Here is a 24,603-nt window from a genome sequence, read left to right as displayed (position 1 = left end):
CGCAAAAGCGGTGGATCATGAAATGAAAGGAGCATCTGCATGGATTATATTCTGGCATATGATTTCGGAACCAGCGGCGTAAAAGCTGCGTTGGTCGATTTTGATGGAAACCTTCTCGGGGACGCAGAACGCGGATACCCGCTGCTCACCGGCCCCAACGGTTTTGCCGAGCAGGATCCGGCGGATTACTGGAAGGCTGTCTGCGCGGCGACAAAAGCGGTCGTCAAAAAAGTGGGAATTGCTGAAAAGGACGTTGTCGGGATGTCTTTCAGCACGCAGGGGCTTGGAATCATCCCCATCGACGCGCAGGGCAATATTCTGCACAACAATATCTCCTGGATCGACAGCCGCGCGCGCAAGCAAGCGGATGAGATCAATGAAAAGATGGGCTCCCAAGAGTTTGGAGCTACCGACGTTATCCCGAAGTATCTGTGGATAAAACAGAATATGCCCGAGCTCTATGAAAAAACCGCCTATTTCCTGGACTGCACGGGATATCTGAACTTTATGGCGACTGGCGTAATCTGCATCGATTATTCCGGTAAAGCGCCCTATCATTCCCATCCGGAGGTCGCCGCGCATCGCCTAAAGCAGTATGAGGCCGCTGGCCTGGACACCGCAAAATGCCCTCCGCTGATTCCCTGCACCGGCTTTGTTGGGAATCTGACTGAAAAAGCAGCAAGGGAACTCGGTGTTACGACAAGGGTCGAGGTTTATATGGGCGTCGTAGACGTAACCTGCGCCGCGCTGGGCGCCGGCTGCTGTAAGGAAGGGGACGCGCACGTCTATCTCGGGACCTCCAGCTGGCTGACCGCAATCATCGGCTATGACCGTCTGGAAAACACCGGGCCTGGAATATGGCAGCTGCATTGCTGTGACCCGACCAAACAGATTTACGGCGGCTGCATCCAGTCCGCCTGCATGGCGCTCAACTGGGCGATCGACCAGTTCTATCATATGGAAAAGATTCTCTGCGAGACGGAAAAGATGGACTATTTTACCCGGCAGAACATTTTTGCGCTGGTTGACCGCGAGGTGGACCAGGTTCCCGCCGGGTCGGAAGGCCTGCTCGCCACCCCCTGGCTGATGGGCGAAGGCTGTCCCATCAGCGATGAGAAGGCAAAAGCCACCTTTATCGGCGCCTCGACTGTCCATACCCGGAGGCATTTCCTGCGGGCGGTCATGGAATCGATCTGTTACAGCCTTCGGATGGAAATGGACGATTATAAACAGGACGTCGGCAGGAGCCTGACGAAGGTCAATGCCATCGGTGGAGGCGCGCAGTCCGACCCCTGGCTGCAAATGATGGCGGACGTTTTGGGCGTTCCGGTCACGCGCACCAAAAATTGCAGGCATTCCGGCGCCATTGGTTCGGCCGCGATCGTCTGCATCGGCATGGGCGTATATAAAATGGAGGAAATTGACCGGTTTGTACAGCTGGAACGCACCTTTGAACCTCGTAAAGAACAGGTGGCTGTTTACAACAAACAATATAAAATATGGAAAAAGCTCCATCCGGCGCTGAAGGAGATTTTTGCGGAATTGTATTAAAACTGGGAAACAGGATAAAACGGCGGCTGAAAAGCCGCATATACACAAAACGCAGGGAAGTTGCAAAAAACAACCTCCCTGCGTTTTGTGTTTTCTGTTTTAACATGCCCGGGCATCCTGTTCGGAAAATAATGAAGTATATACCGGATATTTCAGGAATAGGCTGTTTTGAAGCCAACGATTTTCACAGTCAATGGATAGCGTCCAGGGTTTTCTGTGTGTTGCGCAGGGCTTCCTCGGGCGTTTCAAATCCGGCGATCGCCTTGAGAATATGCTCACCCAGCGTGTATTCGAAATCACGCTGGTTGTAGTCCACCTCGTTTGACGAGAGGATGGGCTTGCGGATGCCCAGACGCATACTGGCGGGAAGCGCGCCCATCCAGGGATAGGTGTCAAGGATTTCCCGCTGCTCGTAGACGCTCCGGCAGGCGGAGATGCCGCCTAACATGGCCATTTCCGGTGCGATTTCCTCTCCGGTCGCCCAACGGATAAAGGCGTACGCTTCCTCGGCCTGTTCGCTTTTTGCGTTGATTCCAAAGGAGCCGCCGCCCAACAGGGGGCAGCCGCCGGGGATGGGCGCGAAACCGATCTCGACGCCGACATTCGCGCGCTGGGCGCGTACAAAATTGGAGGCGTGGTGGGCATAGAGGATCGCGGTAGCGGCCTGTCCAGCGACGAAGTTCTCCGCGATTTCGCTCCAGTTGCTCACCGGCTCGGGATTGGCGCATTGTGTGTAGGAAATATAGTCGCGCAGCGCGGAGAGGGCAGCCGGCGTGGTGAGGTCGAGACAGCCGTTGCTCCGGTAGGAGAGCCCGCCTCCCGCCAGCAGGCGGGGCAGATAGTCGCTCGCGGTCGAGGTCGGGTTGTTGGGCGCGAGGCTGGAACCGTACTGCACGCGGGACTCCGGGCGCAGTTTTCGTGAGAAAAAGCGGCAGATCCGGTCGAGCTCTTCATAGGACGCAGGGATGCCCAGCGTCCTGCCGGTCGCTTCATAGAAAGCGCGCATCTCGCCGGCGTCTTCAAAGAGGGTGCGCTGATAGAAGAGCATCTGTACGCTGATATCAAAGGGCAGTGCGTAAAGCCTGCCGCTGATAACCGAGTAGTCGTTTTGCAGGTTGGGGAGGAACTGCCGCAGCAGGGCGGCCGCGTTCCGGTCAATCTGGTCAAGAGGGTAGAGATAGCGGGGAGCCAAATAGCAGAGGCTGGAGGGATCGAGCCGGACCACATCCCATGGCTGCCCGCTGGGCCGGGTGACATGCTCGATCACTTCAGAAAGGCTGAGAAAATGCAGCTTTACCGGGATGCCCCACTGCCCGGTGAAGCGCGGCAGCAGGCGTTCCAGCGCCTCGGCTCCCGGGGTGCGGTGGGTGAGCACATGCAGCGTTCGGGTGCGCAGCAGGGCAGGGCCCGAAAAGGGCCTGGTGCAGCCGGATACCGGGAAGATCCGGGAGATGGGGGGCTGCCCCTGCTCAATTTGCGCGGCCAGCGCGCCCACCGCCTCGTGGCCGAGCATCCGGTAATTGAGAGTGACGTTGTGGTACAGAGCGCTGGGGGCCGGCCGCAGGGAGGAGAGCGTGACAATGACAGGAGGGTGTATCCCGCCCTCGGCATAGATGCGCAGTACCTTTTCGGCAAGCTCCTCGTTGGAACAGATCACGCAGCGCGGCGGCGTCTCCCGCTGCAGCAGCAGGTGCACGGCGGGGGACTGCCCGCCGCGCTGGTTTTCGTACAGCGCCCCCGCGAGGCCGTCCAATTGCGCGCAGAGCGCCCCGCGCAGCGCCGCCTGGTCGCGGAAATGCGCCTCGCCGGTGACCAGGCAGATGTCGCCGCCGTCCAATTCCCCAAGCGCCATCCTGGATGCCTGCTCCATGTCGAAGGAATAGGAGCAGAGGCATTCCTCCAGCGCAGGCCGCTCGAGAAAGATCAGCGGGACCTTGCGTGAGAGCACCGGATGGTAATCCTTCCCGTGGTCGTCCAGGCAGGAGACGGTCAGTATTCCACACACCTTGAGCGCCAACGCTTCCGTAATGATGCGCCGCTCCAGATAGGGCAGGTCGTCGGTGAAAAAAAGCCGCACCGAATAACCGCGCTCCTGGGCATGGCGCAGGATCCCGGTATACAGGTCGGCGTACCTGCGTTCGGAAAGGGACGGCAGGATCACCGCGAGGGTGCGTGTGTCCCCCCGGCGAAGCTGGCTGGCCTTCTCATCGATCGCGTAGCCCATGGCTTTGGCGGTCTGCTCGACCAGGCGGATTTTTTCATAGCTGACCCCGCCCCGCCGGTTTAGGACGTTGGAAACCGTCCCATGGGACACGCCGGCGGCTTTCGCGATATCTTTGATGGTTGGCATGGACGCACCCCGCGATCAATTCTTAAGTGGGGCGCACGCCCCCTTTTTATGATACTACGCTTATACGATACTACAAACAGGAGGGGTTTTGCAAGCAATCGGAAAAAAATAATCAAAAATTTTGACACGTTCCAAAAAATACTTGACACGTAACTGAAATTGCGGTATAGTGCAAATAGAAACGGACTGTTGTTGATTAATTTTGTTTAATATGTCGAAACGAGCCTGCGCTTTGGGGAAAACGCGTGCCCTGGGCGTCAAACACAGTCAGGAAAACGTTCGCAGATAAGAGGAGTGGTGGCTATGGACATTCGGGCAATCCTGCTCGATTTTGACGGTACGGCGCTGCAGAAGGACCAGACCTACATATCGTTCCGGAACAAGCACGCGCTGGATGCGGCAATGAAAAAGGGGATCGAGGTGATCCCTTCCACCGGCCGCAACGAAGACATGTTCCCCCCGCAGATCGCTGCGGATGAACGGGTCCGCTACTGGGTGACCTCCAATGGCGCGCGGGTCGTGGACCGAAAGACAGGCGAGATAATTTACCAATCGCTGTTCACTCCCGAGGAGTCCGCCGAGATCCTGCGCATTTTTGAGGGCCAGGGGATCTATTCCGAAATCGCGGCCGCGGGCAAAATCTATATGGAGAAAGCGGTCTGCGCGCACCTGGAAAACTATCCGGTGCCCCCGCACCACGTCTGGTTTTTGGAACTGGGCAGGCAGATCGAGCTGGACTGCATGTCGGAGTACTTCCTGGAACACAGGATAGGCATTGAAAAGGTGAATATCTACGGCGTCCCGGAGGAAAAACAGCAGCCGATCCTTGACGCATTGGAGAAAACCGGCGTCGTGGACGTGTTCGAGGGAGCCGGCGTGGACATCCAGTTCTTCCCGAAGCGGCTCAACCGCGTCGAGGCGCTGGAGACCCTTTTCGGACGCCTCGGCATCGGATATGAAAACGTGATGGCGTTGGGCGACAGCACGCTTGACGCGCCGGCCATCGAAAAATCCGGCATCGGCGTGGCCATGGGCAACGCTTCGGACCGGGTGAAGCAGCTCGCCGACTACGTGACCGCCAGCAGCGACCAAGACGGCGTGGCGCAGGCGATCGAAAAATTCCTGCTTTGAAGGGGTGAGAGGATGGATCGGGAAATTTTCCCTGGCTATCGGGCTAACCATCAGCGGCTGGTCTGCATCGATTCGGACGGCTGTATGTTCGACACGATGGAAATCAAGCACAAGGAGTGCTTCTGCCCGGCGACCATCCAGGTCTGGGGCCTTCAGCCGATCGCAAAATATGTGCGCGAGGCGTGGGAGTTCTGCAACCTCTATTCAAAGGATCGCGGACGCTCCCGCTTCCACGAATTGATCCTGATCTTCGACCTGCTGGCCGAACGGGACGAAGTGAAGCAGTACCGCTTTACCCTGCCCGATATTACATCTTTTCGCAATTGGGTGAAGACCGCCCCGGTGCTCAATAACGCAGGGCTCAAGGAACATCCGGACGACCCGGTGCTGGCGCGCGCGCTTGCGTGGTCGCTCGAATCCAACCGCCGGATCGAAGAGATGGTTCACGGCATACCCCCTTTCCCAAACGCACGGGAAAGCGTGCAGCGCCTTTCTGGGGAGGCGGACATCGCAATCGTATCGGCAACCCCGCGCGAGGCGTTGGAGCGGGAATGGTCGGAACATGGGTTGCTCGCTCACGTCCATCAGCTCTGCGCGCAGGAGGATGGCTCCAAAAAGGAGTGCATCGGAGCATTGAAGGGCTACTACCCGGCCGGAAACGTACTGATGATCGGGGACGCGCTCGGCGATCTGGAGGCGGCAAAGGCCAACGGGTCGCTCTTCTATCCGATCCGGCCGAATCGGGAGATCGACTCCTGGCGAATCTTCCGCGAAGAAGCGATGCAGCGCTTTTTGGAAGGCAGCTATGCCGGCGCGTATGAAGCAGAGCTGATTGAGGCCTTCCAAAGCGGGCTTTCCGATGTCCCGCCCTGGAAGCGGTGAATTCCTGACAGAATCGTTTGTCCTCCGCGCGAGCCGCGGATTATTCGAGAAGAAATCCAAATTTTGAGACACAATAGGAGGATATTATGAAAAGATTAATGGGAATCCTGCTCGCAATCGTCATGGTCGCAGGCCTCGCGGCTTGCGGTTCGAACGACGCCGCCCCGTCCGCGTCCGCGGCGCCTTCCACGGCCGCTCCGGCCGCTTCTGCAGCCCCGGCCGAATCCGCCGCTCCCGCGGAAGGGGAACTGCAGCCCACCGATAGCCTGGTCATCTACACTTCGGCCAGCGCGACCGAGTATGAGCTGATCGTGAAAATGTTCAACGAAAAGTATCCTGACATTAAGGTCGAGGTCGTCAGCGCCGGAACGGGCGAGTTGACCAGCCGGATCAACGCTGAGAAGAGCGCGCCCTACGGCGACGTCCTCATCGGCGGCGGCGCCACCACCTACGAGGGGATCGCAGACATGCTCGAGCCCTATGTCACGACCGAGAAGGATATGCTCTTCGAGGACTTCACCTCTCCTGAGGGCCTGTTCACCCCCGAGTATATCAACGTCAACAGCATCATCGTCAACAAAACGATGATCGAGGAGCTGGGCGTGACGGTGGAAGGCTGGGAATCCCTGGCCGACCCGAAACTCAAAGGCCAGGTTTCCTTCGCGAGCCCGGCGGATTCTTCCTCCGCGCTTGAGGTCCTCATCAACATGCTCGCGGCCATGTCCCCGTCCGGCAATCTCGAGGACGGCTGGGAGTTCGCGGAAAAATTCCTTGCGAACCTGGACGGCAAGCTGGCGTCCGGCTCCTCCGCCGCTTATAAGAACGTGGTGGAAGGCGAGTATCCGGTCGGGCTCTGCAACGAAGACAAGACCATCTCCTACATGAAAGCCGGCGCGGATGTATTCCCGGTCTATGCCAAAGAAGGCATTGCGCTGCGCGCAAGCTGCATGGGCATCATCAAAGGAGGCCCGAACCCCTACAATGCGCGGCTGCTGATCGACTTCGTCGCTTCCAAGGAGTTCCAGACCGCGGCAGAGGCCGAGATCAACGTCCGCCCGATCCGCAAGGATGTGCCGATGACCACCGAAGGCCGCGTCGCGACGGCGGACCTGGTTTCCATCCCATATCCGAAGGATGCGAAAGCCTCCGACATCAAGACCAAGTTCCAGGACGTCTGGACATCCCTGGGCTGATCGTGAACGGTATTTTTAAAAAGAACTAGAATATGCGGGCCGTCTGCTGTCCATAGGTGTGCGGCAGGCGGCCCGTATGAGTTTGGAGTGTGGTGTAATGGCGGTATCCATCAAAATCAAGAATGTGATGAAAAAATACGAGAAGAACATCGTGATCCACGACCTTTCGGCCGAGATTGCGGGCGGGGAGCTGTTCACACTGCTCGGGCCTTCCGGATGCGGCAAGACGACCCTTCTGCGGATGATCGCGGGGTTCAACTCGGTGGAGGCCGGTACGATTGCGTTCGACGACCAGGTCATCAACGACATCCCGGTCCATAAGCGCAACTTCGGCATGGTGTTCCAGAACTATGCGATCTTCCCGAACATGACTGTTTTCCGCAACATCGAATACGGACTCAAAAATAAAAAGCTTGAGAAGGTCGAAATCCAACAGCGGGTTGAGGAGATCATGGAGACCGTGCAGATCACCCCTTACCGTGACCGCTATCCCGATAAGCTCTCCGGCGGCCAGCAGCAGCGCGTGGCGCTCGCGCGCGCCATCGTCGTGCGCCCGCAGGTGCTCTTGATGGACGAACCCCTCTCAAACCTCGATGCGAAACTGCGTATCGAGATGCGGGAGGCGATCCGCGAAATCCAGAAGAAGATCGGGATCACAACCGTCTACGTCACCCACGACCAGGAGGAAGCGCTTGCCATTTCAGACCGGATCGCGGTTATGAATAAGGGTGATATCCAGCAGATCGACATCCCGGAGCAGATCTACTCGCGGCCCTACAACACCTTTGTCGCGGACTTCATCGGCCATTCGAACCACTTTGCCGGGACGGTCCTCTCCCAGCGGGACGGCATGACCGCCATCCGCCTCCAGACCGGCCTGGAAATCCAGGCGGCCGGCCTTGTTTCGCTGAAAAAGGGAGAGGAGATCCTCGTCTACGTGCGGCCGGAGGAGTTCATCTTCACCGAGCCGGGCCAGGGGATGAAGGGCACCGTCACGGTCAAGCGCTTTTTGGGCAAATACATAGACTACCATGTCGACCTGGGGACCGGCGCTCCGGTCGAGGTCACCGCGGACACCAGCAGTGCTCAGCGCATCTATGCGGTGGGCGAGGAGGTGTCCCTCACCGTCAACGTCAGACGGATCAACTTCTTCTCCAAGGACTCCCAGCTGACCCTGGTGGAAGGGGTGGAAAGCCATGTTTAAAAAGGGCGTCCGCTTCGATTTCTGGGGCTTTGTGGGGCTGTTGTCGATCGTCTTTTTCGGTCTGTTCCTCATCATCCCGATTGGGCGTATGCTCCTGTTCTCTCTGCAGTCGACCGACACAATCGGGTTTACGCTGGGGAACTTCAAGACCTTTTTCGCCCGCCCCTATTACCGCGTGGCGCTCACCAACAGTGTGAGCGTGGTGCTGTGCGCGACCGTCCTGGTCATCCTGATCGGAGTGCCGCTGGCGTATATAACCACCTCGTTCCATATCCGCGCACGGCGTCTGATCGACATCCTGATCGTCATCTCGATGCTGTCCCCGCCGTTTCTGGGCGCGTATTCCTGGATTCTGATGTTCGGGCGCAACGGCTTGCTCACCAATATCTGCGAGCGCTTTTTGGGGCTCAAGGTGCCAAACATCTACGGCTTCGGCGGGATTCTGCTCGTCTTTGTCCTCAAGCTCTTCCCCTACATCTATATGTACACAAAAGGCGCGCTCAAAAAGGTGGACGCCTCGCTTGGGGAAGCGGCCGAGAGCCTCGGTTACCACGGCGTGCAAAAGGTGATCAAGGTGAGTCTCCCGCTCATCCTGCCCACCATCCTTGCGGGCGGAACGATCGTTTTCCTGCGTGCGTTTGCCGACTACGGCACCCCGCGGCTGTTGGGCGAAGGCTTCAACACCCTACCGGTCATCGTCTACCAGGAGTGGGTCAGCGAGACCGGCACCAACGCCTATTTTGCTTCAGCGGTCGCCATGGTCATGATGCTGGTCGCCGCGATTGTCTTTTTGGTGCAGAAATGGATTTCCAACCGCAAAAACTATACGATGAGCATGCTCAATCCTCCGCAGCCCAAGCAGCTCAAGGGAATTTCCAACATTCTGGCCCACGGATTCGTCTATCTCATCGTTTTTCTGGCCACCCTGCCGCAGATCTATATCATCGGGATCTCCTTCAAGAATTCCAACGGCATGATGTGGACAGAGGGGTACGGCCTCGGCAACTATCTGACCGTGTTCAGCAAATCCGCCACCTCGATTGCCAACACCTTTAAATTTGCAGTCACGGCAATCGTAATCGTCATCATACTGGGCACGCTCTTCGCCTACCTGACCGTGCGTAGGAAGAACCTGCTCTCCAAACTGCTGGACGTCTTTATCATGTTCCCATATGTCATCCCGGGCACCATCTTCGGCCTGATCCTGCTGATGAGCTATAACCAGGGCCCGCTGGTGCTCTCCGGCACCGCTGCCATCATCATCATCTCCTATGTGGTGCGCAGGATGCCTTACACGGTGCGTTCGAGCGCTGCCATCCTGCGGCAGATCAGTCCGAGCATCGACGAAGCCTCCACCAGCTTGGGCTACGGATCGATGCAGACCTTCTTCAATGTGACGATGCCGGTGATGGTGCCGGGTATCGTCTCCGGCGCAATCCTTTCCTGGATTACGATTATCAACGAACTGTCGTCCACGTTAATGCTGTATACCGGCAAAACCCAGACGATGACGGTCACGATCTTCCAGGAAATCAGCCGCGGCGGCTACGGTACGGCTGCGGCGCTTTCCACGATCCTTACCCTCACCATGATCACCTCGCTTCTGCTTTTCTTTAAGCTGACCAAATCGGAGGAGATCGATCTTTAGCGTCTCTCAAGAACCGGGAAACAAAACACTTGTAACAAACGATCATCTGACTCCAAGAAAAATTTTTCTTGGAGTCAGATGATTTTTGCGAACTGCTGGGATGCTCGGGATATTCCTCACATCTGGGGGATTGGTCCCGCTTGTGTGCTTTTTTCGACAGGCCGAAACGCCCATCGCTGGAATTTCCAGCGATGGGCGTTTCGGTTTCCAAAGGGTGGGTTAAAGCTGTGATTTTAAGAAGGCGATGGATGTGTCGTAGACCTGCTGTTTCCAGTTCCAATTGCTGAACTGATGATTCGCTCCCTCCACAATCTTCACCTGCATCTGTTCACCGTACAGGTCGGCGTAAGGGCCCACAACATAGACGGGAACCTTCTCGTCCAGTTCGCCATGTACCAGCAGCACCTTGTTTCGGTAGCCTTTAGATCTTCCAATGATGTCCATCCCCCGCAGCTCGGTGAGGAACTCGGCCGAAAGCAGCAGTCCACCCACCGAATAGGCCTGCTTATAGCGGGTAGGCACCGCATGGATGCGGGCGCTGATGTCATAGTAGGCGGTCAGGCCGGGCGACCAGAGAGAGATTGCCTTCGGCTGGCGCAGCGGTGCCGCCATGCTGCACAGGATGCCGCCCAGGCTGTGTCCGACCATAAACATCTGTTCAGGGTCGGCAAACGGCTGAGCCGCTGTCCAGTCATAGATGGCAAGCGTCTGCTCCAGCTCAAAGCTGACCCGTTTCTCCCGAAAATCCCCGTCGCTCTCGCCGCAGCCGTAAAAGTCGAACCGCACGCAGGCAAACCCTTCTTCCACGCAGCGTTTGGAGAAGAGGAAATGCAGCCGGTCCATCCCTACCCGGTCAACTGAAAAGCCGTGATAAAAACAGACGGTTGGGAACGGGCCATTCCCGTCAGGGGTCATCACGGTGCCGCGGATGGTCCTGCCCGCAACCACCACCTCAACATTTGTAAACATAACGGAAAACTCCCTTTCTTTATCCAATATAACCCAGCGCGCGCGGCAGGAACATGGTGATGTCCGGCACAAAGATGAGCACGAGCAGCAATAGATAAAGCACGATAATCATCGGCAGGGTGTCTTTAAAGATCTCCTCAAAGGTGGACCCCGACACCCGCTGTGCTACAAACAGGTTGCCGCCCATCGGTGGGGTAATCATACCGATACACAGGTTGATGACCATAATGATGCCAAAGTGCAGCGGGTCAAACCCAATGGCCGCGGCAATCGGTGCAAAGATGGGGGAAAAGAGCAGAATGGAAGAGATGGTATCCAGGAACATGCCAATCAGCAGCAGCATGAGGTTGATGAGCAGCATGATGACATATTTATTCTGCGAAACCGAAAACATGAAATCGGTCATCATGGTGGGGACATTGAACATGGTCAGCAGACGGCCGAAGGTGTTGGCCGCGCCGAACAGGATCATGATGGTCGCCGAGGTGATGCCCGCGTCCACCAGCGCCTTTTTGAATGCCTTCCAGGTCAGCGAACGGTAGACAAATGTGCTGACGATCAGCGAGTAGACACAGCCGATGATCGCGCTTTCGGTTGGGGTAAATACGCCCGAGTAGATCCCCCCCAGCACGATGATCGGCATCAGGATCGCAGGGATGGCCCGCCAGAGCACTCCCAATTTTTCCTGGATAGTGGTCGATTCGCTGGCATCAGTATTGTAATAACCGCGCTTTTTAGAGACATGTTTGTTCCAGATGATGAGTACTACGCCCATCAGCAGGCCGGGGATGATACCGCCCATAAACATATAGGAGACCGACACGCCCACGGTGATGCCGTACATAATCATCGGGATGGAAGGTGGGATGACTGGGCCGATGGTCGAGCCGGCCGCGATGATCGCGCCGCTGTAGCCTTTCGAGTAGCCCTGCGCCTGCATCGCGCCGCACATAATCCCGCCGATGGCAGCGGCGGTCGCGGGGCCGGAGCCGGAAATCGCCGCAAAGAAACAGCTGGCCACCACCGCCGCGTTGGCCAGGCCGCCGGCGCGTTTGCCGGTGACGACGTTGGACACGTCCACCAGTTTCTGGGCGATCCCGCCGCCCTCCATCAGGCTGCCCACCAGCATGAAAAACGGGATGGCCAGCAGTGAGAAAGAGTCAATGCTGGTGACGGTGGCCTGCGCAAGCATCGAAACCATATCACGCCCGGGATAGAAGATCTGGAACACCGAAATACAGCTGATGCCAAGCGCCGCTGCAATCGGCACGGTGAAGATCAGACAGAGGAACAGGATGCCGAGCATAATCAGGATAATCATGCGTTTGCCGCTCCTTTCCTCTTTTTAAAGTAGCGAACCCGCCGCTGGACAATCCGCAGACCGCAGCCCGCCATCCCCAGCACGCCCGCTAGGTACATCACCCATTTGGGGCACCAGGGCATTGCGGTGAATACCTGGTACTGCTCGATGGTCATCTGCATGGTGATTCCGATGCGGTAGGCAAGATAGAAACAGTAGATGGTGGCGACCAAGTCGCCGATTATCAGGATGTACTCGAATACCTGCGGGTTCTTTTTGGTCAGCAGCGAGACGGCGGTGACCTTCATATGTACATCCAGCATCCCCGCCCAGCTGATGCCTGCAAACGAAATCCACACCAGCATCAGGCGGGTCATCTGCTCGGTCCAGGAGGTGGTGTAGGAGAACAGGAAACGGGTGACGATGGTGATGGTCAGAAGCACCAGCATAACAATCATCAGGATGATGATGACCCATTTTTCGATCTGATTATAAAACGGCTCTTTTTTATCCAAACGTATGCACCTCTTTTGAAAAAGGGCCACATGCGGCGCGGATCGTGGGACGCATGTGGCGATAAAGATGATAGAGAAGAAATCGGGTGGCTTTTTTGAGAAAAGCCACCCGCGAGTTACCGAAAAAACTTAGTATTTCGCGTTGACCGCCTCAACGGTGTCGATCAGATCCTGGATGGGTGCGCCGTACTCGTCGTAGACCGGCTGCGCCGCATCGCGGAACGCCTGGCGTTCCTCATCGGTCAGTTGGATGACCTGGTTGGTGCCGTTGCTGCCGATCTTCTCGCGCAGTTCGTCCTGGTTGCTTGCGCTCAGCTCACGCTCCCAGGCTAGCCCCTCGGTGATCACCTGGGTGATCAGCTCCTGATCGCTTGCGGACAGGGTATCCCACCAGGACTTGGAGGCAAGCAGCGGGGAGGTGTCATAGATGTGTCCGGTCTCAATGATATACTTCTGTACCTCATACAGGCGGTTGCCGTCAATATTGGCCCACGGGTTCTCCTGGCAGTCCATCGTGCCGTTCTGCAGCGCGGTGTACAGCTCAGAGAAGGCCATCGGGACAGCCGACGCGCCCAGCGCGTTGAAATGGGCGATGTGCATCTGGTTTTCCATCACACGGATTTTCAGACCCGCGAGATCAGCCGGTTTGTGGATCTCCTTGTTGGCGGTCAGGTGGCGCCAGCCGGTCGAGAGCCACGCCAGTCCGTGGAAACCGGAGTTCTCCAGATCGGCGAACATCGACTGGCCGACCTCGCCGTCCAGAACCTCCTCGGCTGCGGCCTCGTTTTTAAAGAGGTAGGGCAGGTCGAGCAGGGTGGTGGTGTCGGTGAACGCGCCCAGGAAAGCGACCGAGGAGATACACATCTCCAGCGTGCCAAACTGCAGCTGTTCGAGCAGTTCACTGTTGTTGCCCATCTGGGATGCCGGGAACACCTGCACGGTGATCCGTCCGCCGGTCAGGTTGTCAAAGTCCTCCACCAGTTTGTCGCAAAACTCGTCGATGGGCACTCCATCGGCCGAAACATGCGCGATTTTGATGGTGACCGGATCACCCTGGGTGTGGTCGGCCTCGCCGCTGGCCGCGTCCGCCGGGGCGGAAACCGCCGTGCTGCTGGCCGGGGCCGGGGCGCTGCTGGCGGGAGCCGGGCTGCTGCCGCCGCAACCCGACAGGAGCATCGAACAGCTAACCATCAGTGCAAGGATCAGAGAGAGTCCTCTTTTCATTTTCATTTCCTCCTTCTTTTTTGGAGCCGCAGAGGTTCTGCGTCCCTTAACAAATTTATTCTAGCGTGATCCGGAAGTAAAAGTAAACGGTCAAGTGGGTCAATTAACCACATCATAAAATTGTGCTGAATATCCATAAGCCTGTAAATTCGGCGAATTTTTCACAAAACTCCCACTAATTCTTTGTGTATTTCGGGTCATTTCCAAGCGATTTCTCGTAAAAATGTCAATAATCATTATTTTTTCGTCTGATTCCTGTGCTGAGTGCCCATAAAAGTCATTCCCCCGCTTGTTTTTTGGCTGGATTGCCCGTATAATAGAAACAGATGCCCACTATTTTAGTAGTATTGCAGAAATTTTTTTGTAAATAATGAAAATTTGATGTAGATTGCACACATTTGCCAGGGCGGGAGATGGCGCAAACGGGGAGGGGATTCTATGCAGCTGGATTCTCAGATTTATCTGAATTGTGCAAAATATCTATCCGAATGTATGCCCTGCCCGGTGGCGCTCTTCAGCCCGCAAGGGCAGCCGCTGGCCTGCACCCATCCGATTCGCGCTCCTTTCGCGCAGATGGTGGTGCGGCAATGTTTGGACGACCCCGCGCGCAGCGGGCAGATTGCCGGTTCGTATGGCGCGCAATACGCGGTGCTCAAGGGTGAGGACCAGCAGCCGCTGTGCATCCTGCTGTTTATGGAGGCTGCCGGGCAAGACGGCCTGCTTGCGCCGGTGCGTACCCTGCTGCTGTTGCTGCTGCAGGAACATAACCTGCATGCCCAGCTGTTTTTCGAGTCGGATGAGCACCTTTCGTTTGTGCGGGAGATCCTGTTTTCGAACGCTTATCAGAATGTGGCGCTGCGCGAGCAGGCCATCCGCCGGCAGTATCCCGTCTCGGCCAACCGGGTGGTCATGCTCTTCGACCCGCTGGACGACTCCCTGCAGGAGCTGGGAGAGCGCCGCGAGACGCCGCTTGTCAGCCGCAAGGACCTTTTTTCCAAAACCATCGCGATGGCGCCCGGCTACCATTTTGATGACATCTTCGACCTGCTCAACCTCAAACGGATCGTGCTGCTCAAGATGATCCCGCCCGAAATGAGCGATTTCCCGGAGGAATACCTGTACACCTTTGCGCAGGCGGTGCTCGCCATGATGCAGCGAATGGACGGCGGGCAGTTCCGGGTCAGCATTGGCAGCTGCTACAACGAACTTGCCGAGATCCGCAACAGCTATGAGGAAGCCTGTTTTATCGCAAACCACTTCGATTTTTTTGATACCGAGGACCGCGGGATCCTTTTTGTAACCGACCATATTGCCGATTACCTGTTCAGCCTGCTGCCAGACAGTTATTTTGCTGAAAAATTTGCCCCGCTCGCCCCACTGACAGGCAGCCGTTCCAACCTGCCGCAGACGCTGTGCGCCCTTTCGCGCTACAACATGAATTTTCAGGAGACCGCCCGGGCGATGTGCCTGCACCGCAACACCCTGTTGCAGCGGTACAGCAAGATGGATACTTTAACCAAATTGGACCCGGCCAAAAACCGGCAGGACCGGGTCACGGCGCGGCAGTATGCGCTCTTTCACCGCCGCAGGACGATCATCCGCGCCGGCTCAATCATCCGGGGCAAGAGCATCCTCACGCAGCTTTATGACTGGCTGGCCGAGTGTATCTCCCGCAACAGTGACGGCGCCATCCAGCTCGAGGTGCAGACGGTGGGGCTTTCCGGCAATAACGCCCTGCTGTTGGAGATGCTCCGGCAGGACAAGATTGACTTCTGCGTTGGCCAGGCGGGGATGCTGCTGCCGCTGCTGGGTGATGCCATTTCGATTGTGGACGTGCCGTTCCTGTTTCCCTCGCCCCATCAGGCCATCCAAATCCTCAATGGCCCTGTGGGGCAGCAGCTGCTAGCGCCGCTGCAGGACAGCGGCTTTTATGGGCTGGCCTTCTGGAGCATGGGCTGGCGCTATTTTACCTCCCGCTCAGAGCTGCCCATCCGCCAGCCGCAAGACCTCAACGGGCGCAGCGTGCGGATTATGCGAAAACCGCTGCTGGATGCGTTCATCCGTTATCTGGGGGCGGAACCCTGCTACATCAGCTACGACAAGCTGACCGACGCAATTGACAGCGCGCTGGTCGATGTGCAGGAAAATCCCTACCAGAATTTTTATGATATGCGGCTGTATGAATCCCATCGCAATCTGCTTGAGTTAAATATGCTGTTTGACAGCAACGTCCTGCTGACCTCCTCGCGTTTTTGGAACCGCTTTTCGGTCAGTGAGCAGCAGACCCTTTCCCGCTCGATCCAGCAGACGGTTACGTGGAACAGCAGTTCGTTTTATCATATCACCGCGGCGGCCAAGCCGGCCATCCTGGAAAAAGGGGTGGGTATCCACATCCCCTCCCAGAAGGAAAGCCTCCCCTGGCGGCGCGCGGCAAAAGAATTTATTCTGTCCTCCAGCTATCGCCAGCTCTATCTGGACTTTTTGCGGAAAACCGAGGAAGGAGGGGAATTGCTGGATGGATCATTTGATGTATGAGATCACCCAAAAGCTGCTGGAAACCTATCCGCAGCTGGAGGTGGCTGCCTTTGATACCACAGGCAAACGCATTTGCAGCTATCCCGGGTCGCCCAGCAGGCGGCTTTCGGCCAGCCCGCATCCGCCCAAAATTCTCCGCGGCAGCCATTTCACCGCCGCCATCCCGGTGCCCAGCCACGGCGCGGTAGCCTTTGACGGTAAAATTTCCGATATTCAGGACCCGGATACCCTCTACGCCTTCGCCAAAAATTATATAAAAATTCTTCAGGAACAGGAGAGTATCCGCTGGAAACTCGGCATCGAAAACGCACCCTGCTCGGTACTGCTTAAATCGCTGTTCAGTATCTCGAGCGACGAGGACGTTTCCTATGTTACCCGCAGCGCCAAGGCACAGGGCTATGATCTTGAATTGCCGCGGGTGATCCTTCTAATCGAACTGAGTGCCGCCGAGGCCAGCGACCGGCTGCTTGACAGCGCGATGCTTGGCCTTCCCGCCGAAATCCGCCAACTGCCGTTCTTTTCGGAGCAGGATATCATCGGCTGGGGCAACGACCACCAGATTGCAATCTGCAAGGCTCTCGGCCGCCCGCAGGACGGCACCCTGCGTGAGCGTTTCGCGCCATCTCTGGGGGAACTGTGCACCCTGTTACAGACCCAATACCATATTTGTGCAAAGGTCAGCGTCAGCCCCCCGGTGCAGGAAATCCGGCGCTACGTCGCCTGTTTGACCATCGCCCAAAAGACGCTGATGTTTGCCAAAAGATTCGGCCGTGACCAGATGGTTCACTTTTACGACGATTACCTGCTCGAAACCGAGATTTCCCAGCTGCCGCCCAAGGTGCTCGATCATTTTTTTGCCAGCCAGGTCAAAGTCATTGAACGTTCCTCCTGGATGGCTGAGACAATCGACGCCTTGGTGCGCCATCAGATGGCGCTTGATAAGGTCGCCTGCACGCTGTATATCCACCGCAATACCCTTGCTTTCCGTCTTCGCCAAATCCGCAAAACGCTGCGCCTTGACCCGGTCAACCGCGACAGCGATTATTTTACCCTGATGGTGCTGAATATCTATCTGCACCTTTATCACTGGGATTCCATCCCAGCCAGCGGCGGCTGAGCCCGCTACAAAACGGGAAGCCGCATCGCCTTGGTTCGGTAAAAGGCTAGATATATGCGCTCATAATTCCTTAAGAGCTGCAATCTGTTCGTTCTGGTGCTCTGGCGCGATACGGATGCATACAGTACCACCGATGCTTGTGCGGCAGACGGCATCGGCTCAAACTTTACTTTGGTAAAAGAGAGGCTGCAAAGCAGCCTCTCTTTATTGTATAAAGAAAACCACTCGCCTAGCGAGTGGTTCAAAAGGAGGCTACTGCCAATAATGGAGGCGAAAATGACAAAGGAAGGATATTCAGGTGGGTCTGAAGGACATCGTTTCATGGGATACCACAAAGGGAAAAGCAGCACGATGCTATATGAGCAATTCGGCGAGTTGAAGTACAAGTATAGAAGTCGGGAATTTTGGTGTCGTGGATACGATGTAGACACGGCGGGAAAAACACAAGCCGAATAGCGAAATATATCAAAAACCAGTTAAAAGAAGATCAGCTGGGTGAGCAGTTAACGGTGAGTGAGGTTAGCCCGTTTACAGGCGGAAAGTAACAATCTCTGCGAAGCTGGCAGACCGTATTACACGTTTGAGGTGTAAGCGAGAAATCGAGGGCTTTGCCCGCATGTAAAATACCCCCAGCTACGCCGGGGGTACTTATTTTTGTACTGCTTATCTGTAAAAATCAGATGGTACCGTCCCAGGTGGAGACCACCGTGTTCTTGCTCTCTTCCTCGTCGAACCATCGGGTCGTGACCGCCTTCGTCTCGGTGTAGAACCGATAGCCGTCCTTGCCCAGGCAGTGCAGGTCCCCGATAAACGAGTTTTTGTGCCCGGTGAACGGGAACATCCCGATCGGCACCGGGATCCCCACGTTTACCCCGACCATGCCGCCGTCGGTATGCCGCACGAATTCCCGTGCATAATGACCGTTCTGTGTGAAGATCACCGATCCATTCGCAAACGGGTTCGCATTCATTAGTTCCAAGCCTTCTTCGAAGGTCTGGACCCGCTTGATGCAGAGCACCGGTCCGAAGATCTCGCGGTCGCCCACCGTCATGCCCGGTTTCACATGATCCAGGATGGTTGGTCCGAGGTAGAAGCCGTTCTCAAAACCCGGTACGATCGCTTCCCGGCCGTCCAGAACCATCTGCGCGCCCTCTTCGAGCCCCTTATTGATCCACTCGATCACCGATTTCTTATGCTCCGCGTTGATCACGGGCCCCAGGTTTGTCTCCTTGTCATATGCCGGGCCGAGCTTCAGCTTCTTTGCCTGTTCCACGAGCGCCGCCACCAGCTTATCGGCAATCCTTTCCTGCACCACCACGACCGGCAGCGCCATGCATCGCTCGCCCGCGCAGCCGAACGCCGAGTTGATGATTCCCGCCGCCACACGCGCCACCGGCGCGTCGTCCAGCACCAGCGCGTGGTTTTTGGCCTCGCAGAGCGCCTGTACCCGCTTGCCGGTCGCGGCCGCAGTCGAATAGATGTGCATGCCAACCGATGTCGATCCGACGAAGGTGATGCCCTTGACGTCCGGATGCCGCAGAAGGATCTCCGCCTCATGCCGCGAGCAGGTTATGATGTTGATGACTCCGTCCGGAAGCCCGGCTTCCTGATAAAGCTCCGCGAACCGCAGCGCCGACTGCGGCGTAAAGGTCGCCGCTTTCAGCACGATCGTGTTGCCGCAGGCGATGCAGATCGGCGTCATCCAGCCCATTGGGATCATCGCTGGGAAGTTGAACGGCACGATTCCCGCAAAGACACCCAGCGGTTCCCGATAGAGCACCGTGTCGTATCCCTTTGAGGCATCCATCAGGCTTTCACCCATCATCAGGCTGGGCGCCGCGATCGCCTGTTCGGTTCCCTCTTTGGCCTTCAGCACGTCCCCCTGCGCCTCCGACCAGTTCTTGCCGTTCTCGAGCGCGACCAGATAGGTCAGCTCATCCATATGCTCCACGATCAGCTCCCGCAGTTTATACAGGATCTGTACCCGCTTTGCGACCGGCGTCGCCGACCAGCCCGGGAAGGCTGCCTTCGCGCTTGCCACCGCTGATTCCACCTCATCCGGGGTACAGCAGGGCACCTTCGCGATCACCTCTCCGGTGCTTGGGTTAAACGCGTCGGTATATTTCTCCGTTTTAGACTGGACATACTGTCCGTTGATGTAGGGCCGCAGGGTTTTTATTTCAGACATTGTTATCGCCTCACTACTATTAATGATGTATCACCGCGGCAAAACAGCCGCAGAAAACCGCTCCAAAAGGAAAAGAGCCAAAGCAACTCTTTTCCTTTTGGGGGTAATTCAAGGGTAAATGGTTTTGGGAGATATCAAATAAAATTATCGGAAGAGCGCCAGGATTCCCATGCTGAACATTGGGAAGAATGCGACCAGCGCCATTGCAACAAAGAGCACCAGGATGAACGGGAGGGCCCATTTGGTAATGCCTCCAACGTCAAGGCCGGTCATCGACTGTGCAACGAAGAGGTTGGACGCAACCGGAGGCGTGACGAATGCGATGCAGAGCGAAAGGGTCATGACCAGACCAAACTGGATCGGGTGGATCCCCAGCGGAGTGACAATCTGCAGAAGGATTGGGGAAACAATGATGATAGTTGGGGTTGTCTGGACAAACATACCGACAATAAACAGGATCGCAAAGATAATCAGCATGATGACAAAGGTGCTGTCCGAGATGCCGAAAAAGAAATTCTGCACCTTTTCACCAAATCCGAGATATACGAACACCGAACTGAGCGCTCCGGCGGTGGCCATCGTGTAGTTCATGCCGCCCATCGCCGCAGTGGTGTCGAAGAACATCTTCCAGATCTTTTTAAGAGTCAGCTCGCGGTAGATAAAGATGCCCACCAGGATGCTGTAGACGGTGGCGACAACCGCGGCTTCGGTGGCAGTGAAGATACCGCCGTAGATGCCGCCCAGGATGATGATCGGCATGAAGATTGCCCAGATACCATCCTTGAGCGCAATAAAGAACCGTTTGATGCTGACCGGTTCGCCGGAACCCTTCCAGCCGTATTTGCGGCTGATGCAGTAGTTGACGAGTATCAGCATGCCGCCGACCAGAAGCGCCGGACCGATACCGGCCAGGAACAGGTCGCTGATCGACTGGTTGTTCGTGATGCCGTAGATAACCAGCGGATAGCTGGGCGGCACGACGCAGCCGAGACCGCCGGCCACGGTGACCAGGGCGACCGCATAGTATTTGTTGTAGCCCGCACGGACCATCTGCGGGATCATGATGATGCCGATCGCCGCGACGGTGGCGTTTGCCGAACCGGAGATCGCTCCGAAGAACATACAGGCCAGAACGGTGACCGTACCCAGTCCACCGACAACGTTTCCGATCAGGCTGTTGGCAATTTTAATCAGCCGTTTGGAGATGCCGCCGGTATCCATCAGGTTACCCGAGATGATGAAAAACGGCAGCGCAAGCAACGTGAACGAACTGACGCCGGAATACATGTACTGAGTGATATATTCCATCGTCGTGAACGGCTGCAGAAGATTGAGCATCAGGATGGCTGCTCCAATGGCCGCGCCGATCGGCACGCCTAACAGGAGACAGACAGCCATGGTTCCAAAGAGTATTGCCATAAGCTATGCCTCCCTCCCTTCTCGTTCCATTTCACCTTCCCGCGCGATGGCGTCCAGATCAAGCGCCGGTTTCCCAACGCCCAGAGTCTTTTCCTCCTCGCCGGCCAACCGCGCACATTCCTGAAGAGTACGGATCAGGATGAGGATCATACTGACCGGCAGAATGCTGAAAGTGAACACTTTTGGAATCTTGAGGATGGGAGAGGTCGCATCGATCTTCTGGAAGCTCATCATGACATTATACATCGGGGAGATCAGCATCGCCGCAAACGCGGCGTTGATGAGGTTCGAGAGGATCAGGACGATCTTTTTTACCTTAAAAGGCAGTGCGTTTACAAAGGCATCGATACGCAGGTGCTTTCTGGTGGTGATGGCGCCTGCAAAACCCAGATAGCTCATCCACACCAGCATGATGCAGGAGAGTTCTTCAGTCCAGGTAATGGCACGGGCGAGATAGCGCGTGACGACCTGCCATGTGAGCAGCACCATCATGGCCAGAAACAGCACCGCCCCGATATAAAGCTCAAACCGGTTGATGAACTCATTCCAAAAGATTTTCTTTTTGGATTCCATGTTGGACGACTACCTCCTTTCGATTGTCTTTTGGGGAACAGGCCGCGCTGTCGGGCGGCCTGTTCCCGCCTGTACGTTTTGAATCTGGATTATTCCTTCTCGTACTTTTCCACTTCGGACATCAGGAGGTTAAAATATTCTTCGCCCATGGCCTCCTTCGCGGGCCCCCAGGAGGTGGAAGCGGCCTCACGGAAAGCGTCAAACTCCTCCTGTGTCAGTTCGGTGACCTCCATCACCTTCCGCAGCTCTTCGAGTTGTGCATTGTCGATCGCTTCGAGCTCTTCACGGTTGCGGATTTCACAGTTGCGGCCCTCTTCGAGCAGGATTTCCTGCACGTCTACGGGCAGCGACTGGAAGTAGGATTCCGCGATGCCGAGCATCTGCAGGGTGTATGTATGTTTTGTCAGGGTCATGTAATCCTGAACCTCATAGAATTTCTCGGTCCAGATATTCTGGCAGGGGTTTTCCTGTCCGTCGACCACGCCCTGCTGCAGCGCGGTGAACAGTTCGGAATAGGCGGTCGGGGTGACGGCTGCGCCCAGCGATTCCATCGCCGAAATCTGGTAGGGGTCGTTCATTGTGCGGATCTTCAGGCCCTTTACGTCCGCAGGGGATTTGATGACGCGTTTTGAGTTGGTCATATGGCGGAAGCCGAGCTCGGTGAATGCGAGCGGGCGGATGCCTGTGTCGGCGATACAGTCGTCGCGCATACGCTGGCCGACTTCGCCGTCAACCACCTTGTGGATGACCTCTTCGGAGGAAAACATGTAGGGGAAGTTCATCGGCATGAAGGCGTTGGTATATTCGCCGAAGCTTCCAAGTGCCAGGGTGCACATCTCGAACGCGCCGCTCTGCAGGCCGCCGACGACCTGTTCGGAGGAACCGCCGAGCTGGCTGTCCATGAAGAGTTTGATCTCATATTTGCCGTCGGTGCGCTCGCGAACCTTATCGACGAACTGGAGGATTCCGAGTCCGTTCGCAGTCTCTTCGACGGTTGAGGATTTGATGGCGCTGTTGACGCGTATGACGATGGTTTCAGCGTTGTCCGCGGCCGCGTTCTGCGCGGGTGCTGCGGTGGATCCCGCGGGCGCTGTGGCATTGTTTCCGGACCCGGAGGAACAACCGGCGAAGATGGCCAGCATCATGCAGATAGTCAGGGCAATCGCGATAATACGTTTCATTTTTATCCTCCTTAAATGTGGGTTTCGGGTGTACTTTATCTCCTTGTCCTAAACGCTTATTCGATTACCGCGTACTCCTCCGCACGGCTGAACGCCTCTTCGGAGATCTCGTTGCCGATGCCCGGTTCGTTCGGGATCTCGAAACGGCCGTTGACAGGCTGCGGGTTATATTTGGTCAGTCCGTGGTTAAACTTCATGCGGTTGTTGCAGTGATGCTCATGGATGATGAAGTTCGGGATGACCGCCTCAAGGTGCAGCGCCAGCGAGGTGGAAAGCGGGCTGGCACAGGTATGCGGCTGGACGCTAATGTCGTAGGCATGCGCCATGTCGCAGATCTTGCGCACTTCGGTGAGTCCCGCGCAGTTTCCAATATCCGGCTGGATAACCTGCAGCGAAGCGTTCTCGAAGTAGGGCCGAAACTGCCAGCGGGTGTAGATGCGCTCGCCGCCGGCCAGCGGGATATTGATGCGGTCGGACACATATTTGGTCAGTTCGGGGGAAGGGATCGTGCACTCCTCGAAATAGAGGATGTTGTATTTTTCAATGAGGTTTGCAACCTGCACAGCGCTCTGTGCGTCGAGCCGGCAGTGGCATTCGGCGATGAGGTCCACCATCGGGCCGACCGCTTCACGTACGGCCGCGACGCGGCGCTCGATCATCGCAAGGTATTTGGGCTGGAGCAGGCGGGTGTATTCCTCCACCGTGATGGTGTTGCCTTCTTCGTCGAACGAGAAGAAGTCATATTTCAGCGCGTCATAACCTTCCGCGACCGCCTCTTTGGCGACGTCGGCGTACTGTTCCGGTTTGAGCTGGCGTTCATGGAGCATCTGTCCCCATTTCCAGCCGAACTGAAGCTGGCTGGCGTAGCAGCGGACCGAATCGCGGCGTTTGCCGCCCAGAAGCTCATGGATCGGGCGGTTGTAGGCCTTGCCTTTGATGTCCCAGAGGGCGATGTCGATCGCGGCGATTGCCGAATACATGACCGGGCCGGCGTTGAGGCCCCAGAAGGTGGTGCGGAAGAACCGCTCCCAGATCCATTCGGTCTGCATCGGGTCCATGCCGATGATCATCGGGGCCAGATCCTTGATCATTGCGTAGGCCGCCGGCGCGCCGGTGTCATAAGCCATTGCGGCCTCGCCGTCGCCATAGATGCCCTCGTCGGTGTGGATGCGGCAGAATATCGGCCGCCAGCTGGGTCGATTGGTTTTGACGCGGAGTACTTCAACCTTGGTAATCTTCATAAATTTTGATCCTTTCTGCATCGTCATCTCCGATTATTTTTGTTCGGGTTTTTGCAGGACACCGGTCGGTGCGAAAAGGCATCTTTGCCAATGGGATTGCGCGTGTGGGTTGGTTATTGCGTCTCATGTCATATGTCATGTCTAGATTATAAGCGCGGAATTTGAAGAAGTCAATAAATTTTTTATAATTATAATGATAATTTTATTTATTATGACTAATACCTAAAAGGGAACACGAAATATTGTGACAAATTGCAGAAAATTTCCGTAGAAATAAAAAAACAAAAAACCGCATGGCTGCAAAGAGATCCACGCAGTTTTCCTGTTCATACGGCAACCACCGGCTCCGCCAGTGGAAAGGAAGGGCTTTATTTATGGACAA

18 protein-coding genes and 1 pseudogene are annotated in these 24,603 nt (G+C 56.4%); 9 read left to right on the top strand and 10 right to left on the bottom strand.

The window, feature by feature from the left end:
* Positions 1-39 precede the first annotated feature (39 nt).
* Positions 40-1,551 (top strand): FGGY-family carbohydrate kinase, encoded by a 1,512-nt coding sequence (locus DWV16_RS10490; RefSeq protein WP_118479107.1) that lies wholly within the window; start codon positions 40-42, stop codon positions 1,549-1,551.
* A gap of 190 nt (positions 1,552-1,741) precedes the next feature.
* Here the strand turns inward: DWV16_RS10490 and DWV16_RS10485 are convergent, their stop codons facing one another.
* Complete coding sequence (locus tag DWV16_RS10485) at positions 1,742-3,901, bottom strand: extracellular solute-binding protein (protein WP_118479105.1); 2,160 nt, start codon at positions 3,899-3,901, stop codon at positions 1,742-1,744.
* Between the two features lie 303 nt (positions 3,902-4,204).
* Here DWV16_RS10485 and DWV16_RS10480 point away from each other — a divergent pair, with 303 nt between their 5' ends.
* From DWV16_RS10480 to DWV16_RS10460, 5 genes are all read left to right on the top strand, one after another.
* Positions 4,205-5,032 carry an HAD hydrolase family protein gene (locus tag DWV16_RS10480; protein WP_066456446.1) on the top strand — a complete coding sequence of 276 codons (828 nt, stop codon included), beginning with the start codon at positions 4,205-4,207 and terminating at the stop codon, positions 5,030-5,032.
* Positions 5,033-5,044: 12 nt separating this feature from the next.
* The gene (locus DWV16_RS10475) at positions 5,045-5,914 is read left to right on the top strand and encodes an HAD family hydrolase (protein ID WP_118479103.1); all 870 of its coding nucleotides are present in this window, start codon (positions 5,045-5,047) and stop codon (positions 5,912-5,914) included.
* Between the two features lie 86 nt (positions 5,915-6,000).
* The gene (locus tag DWV16_RS10470) at positions 6,001-7,107 is read left to right on the top strand and encodes an extracellular solute-binding protein (protein ID WP_118479101.1); all 1,107 of its coding nucleotides are present in this window, start codon (positions 6,001-6,003) and stop codon (positions 7,105-7,107) included.
* Positions 7,108-7,204: 97 nt separating this feature from the next.
* Positions 7,205-8,311 (top strand): ABC transporter ATP-binding protein, encoded by a 1,107-nt coding sequence (locus DWV16_RS10465; RefSeq protein WP_118479099.1) that lies wholly within the window; start codon positions 7,205-7,207, stop codon positions 8,309-8,311.
* Entirely contained in the window at positions 8,304-9,959 is a 1,656-nt protein-coding gene (locus tag DWV16_RS10460; RefSeq protein ID WP_066456453.1) for an iron ABC transporter permease, read from the top strand. The genes DWV16_RS10465 and DWV16_RS10460 overlap by 8 nt, the downstream gene beginning before the upstream one ends.
* A 219-nt stretch (positions 9,960-10,178) precedes the next feature.
* Here DWV16_RS10460 and DWV16_RS10455 read toward each other — a convergent pair whose 3' ends face one another.
* From DWV16_RS10455 to DWV16_RS10440, 4 genes are all read right to left on the bottom strand, one after another.
* On the bottom strand, positions 10,179-10,928 hold the full coding sequence (locus tag DWV16_RS10455) for a S9 family peptidase (RefSeq protein WP_079988160.1): 750 nt from the start codon (positions 10,926-10,928) through the stop codon (positions 10,179-10,181).
* A 19-nt stretch (positions 10,929-10,947) separates the two neighbouring features.
* Entirely contained in the window at positions 10,948-12,249 is a 1,302-nt protein-coding gene (locus DWV16_RS10450) for a TRAP transporter large permease (protein WP_207735586.1), read from the bottom strand.
* Complete coding sequence (locus tag DWV16_RS10445) at positions 12,246-12,743, bottom strand: TRAP transporter small permease (RefSeq protein ID WP_243007310.1); 498 nt, start codon at positions 12,741-12,743, stop codon at positions 12,246-12,248. Before DWV16_RS10445 ends, DWV16_RS10450 begins: the two co-directional genes overlap by 4 nt.
* A gap of 129 nt (positions 12,744-12,872) precedes the next feature.
* On the bottom strand, positions 12,873-13,967 hold the full coding sequence (locus DWV16_RS10440) for a TRAP transporter substrate-binding protein (protein WP_118479097.1): 1,095 nt from the start codon (positions 13,965-13,967) through the stop codon (positions 12,873-12,875).
* A 438-nt stretch (positions 13,968-14,405) separates the two neighbouring features.
* Between DWV16_RS10440 and dctP the strand changes: the two genes are divergently transcribed.
* From dctP to DWV16_RS10425, 3 genes and pseudogenes are all read left to right on the top strand, one after another.
* On the top strand, positions 14,406-16,502 hold the full coding sequence (dctP, locus tag DWV16_RS10435) for a TRAP transporter substrate-binding protein DctP (protein WP_118479095.1): 2,097 nt from the start codon (positions 14,406-14,408) through the stop codon (positions 16,500-16,502).
* A complete protein-coding gene (locus DWV16_RS10430) occupies positions 16,483-17,619 on the top strand; it encodes a CdaR family transcriptional regulator (RefSeq protein WP_118479093.1) in 1,137 nt (378 codons plus the stop codon). Before dctP ends, DWV16_RS10430 begins: the two co-directional genes overlap by 20 nt.
* A gap of 318 nt (positions 17,620-17,937) precedes the next feature.
* A pseudogene (locus DWV16_RS10425) lies at positions 17,938-18,164 on the top strand (transposase); the annotation flags it as partial.
* A 131-nt stretch (positions 18,165-18,295) separates the two neighbouring features.
* Here the strand turns inward: DWV16_RS10425 and DWV16_RS10420 are convergent.
* The 5 genes from DWV16_RS10420 to DWV16_RS10400 all read right to left on the bottom strand — a co-directional run bounded on the left by DWV16_RS10420 (position 18,296) and on the right by DWV16_RS10400 (position 24,221).
* The gene (locus tag DWV16_RS10420) at positions 18,296-19,807 is read right to left on the bottom strand and encodes a CoA-acylating methylmalonate-semialdehyde dehydrogenase (RefSeq protein WP_118479091.1); all 1,512 of its coding nucleotides are present in this window, start codon (positions 19,805-19,807) and stop codon (positions 18,296-18,298) included.
* Positions 19,808-19,951: 144 nt separating this feature from the next.
* Positions 19,952-21,226: a TRAP transporter large permease gene (locus DWV16_RS10415; RefSeq protein WP_118479089.1), complete on the bottom strand. Its 1,275-nt coding sequence runs from the start codon at positions 21,224-21,226 to the stop codon at positions 19,952-19,954.
* A gap of 3 nt (positions 21,227-21,229) precedes the next feature.
* Complete coding sequence (locus tag DWV16_RS10410; protein WP_066456477.1) at positions 21,230-21,799, bottom strand: TRAP transporter small permease; 570 nt, start codon at positions 21,797-21,799, stop codon at positions 21,230-21,232.
* An 89-nt stretch (positions 21,800-21,888) separates the two neighbouring features.
* A complete protein-coding gene (locus DWV16_RS10405) occupies positions 21,889-22,980 on the bottom strand; it encodes a TRAP transporter substrate-binding protein (protein WP_118479087.1) in 1,092 nt (363 codons plus the stop codon).
* Positions 22,981-23,036: 56 nt separating this feature from the next.
* Complete coding sequence (locus DWV16_RS10400) at positions 23,037-24,221, bottom strand: mandelate racemase/muconate lactonizing enzyme family protein (RefSeq protein ID WP_066460288.1); 1,185 nt, start codon at positions 24,219-24,221, stop codon at positions 23,037-23,039.
* Positions 24,222-24,603: the final 382 nt, after the last annotated feature.

Origin of the sequence: Anaerotruncus sp. AF02-27 (assembly GCF_003465835.1) — a bacterium.
GTDB lineage: Bacteria > Bacillota > Clostridia > Oscillospirales > Ruminococcaceae > Anaerotruncus > Anaerotruncus rubiinfantis.
The sequence above is the reverse complement of the archived record's forward strand: the minus strand, read 5'-3'. Positions and strand labels throughout refer to the sequence as shown.

Bases quoted from the DNA above. Each gene is read 5' to 3' on its own strand.
- DWV16_RS10420 (WP_118479091.1), bottom strand. From the start codon at position 19,807: ATGTCTGAAATAAAAACCCTGCGGCCCTACATCAACGGACAGTATGTC.
- DWV16_RS10415 (WP_118479089.1), bottom strand. From the start codon at position 21,226: ATGGCAATACTCTTTGGAACCATGGCTGTCTGTCTCCTGTTAGGCGTG.
- dctP (WP_118479095.1), top strand. From the start codon at position 14,406: ATGCAGCTGGATTCTCAGATTTATCTGAATTGTGCAAAATATCTATCC.
- DWV16_RS10405 (WP_118479087.1), bottom strand. From the start codon at position 22,980: ATGAAACGTATTATCGCGATTGCCCTGACTATCTGCATGATGCTGGCC.
- DWV16_RS10410 (WP_066456477.1), bottom strand. From the start codon at position 21,799: ATGGAATCCAAAAAGAAAATCTTTTGGAATGAGTTCATCAACCGGTTT.
- DWV16_RS10480 (WP_066456446.1), top strand. From the start codon at position 4,205: ATGGACATTCGGGCAATCCTGCTCGATTTTGACGGTACGGCGCTGCAG.
- DWV16_RS10465 (WP_118479099.1), top strand. From the start codon at position 7,205: ATGGCGGTATCCATCAAAATCAAGAATGTGATGAAAAAATACGAGAAG.
- DWV16_RS10485 (WP_118479105.1), bottom strand. From the start codon at position 3,901: ATGCCAACCATCAAAGATATCGCGAAAGCCGCCGGCGTGTCCCATGGG.
- DWV16_RS10490 (WP_118479107.1), top strand. From the start codon at position 40: ATGGATTATATTCTGGCATATGATTTCGGAACCAGCGGCGTAAAAGCT.
- DWV16_RS10470 (WP_118479101.1), top strand. From the start codon at position 6,001: ATGAAAAGATTAATGGGAATCCTGCTCGCAATCGTCATGGTCGCAGGC.
- DWV16_RS10475 (WP_118479103.1), top strand. From the start codon at position 5,045: ATGGATCGGGAAATTTTCCCTGGCTATCGGGCTAACCATCAGCGGCTG.
- DWV16_RS10455 (WP_079988160.1), bottom strand. From the start codon at position 10,928: ATGTTTACAAATGTTGAGGTGGTGGTTGCGGGCAGGACCATCCGCGGC.
- DWV16_RS10460 (WP_066456453.1), top strand. From the start codon at position 8,304: ATGTTTAAAAAGGGCGTCCGCTTCGATTTCTGGGGCTTTGTGGGGCTG.
- DWV16_RS10440 (WP_118479097.1), bottom strand. From the start codon at position 13,967: ATGAAAAGAGGACTCTCTCTGATCCTTGCACTGATGGTTAGCTGTTCG.
- DWV16_RS10430 (WP_118479093.1), top strand. From the start codon at position 16,483: ATGGATCATTTGATGTATGAGATCACCCAAAAGCTGCTGGAAACCTAT.
- DWV16_RS10450 (WP_207735586.1), bottom strand. From the start codon at position 12,249: ATGATTATCCTGATTATGCTCGGCATCCTGTTCCTCTGTCTGATCTTC.
- DWV16_RS10400 (WP_066460288.1), bottom strand. From the start codon at position 24,221: ATGAAGATTACCAAGGTTGAAGTACTCCGCGTCAAAACCAATCGACCC.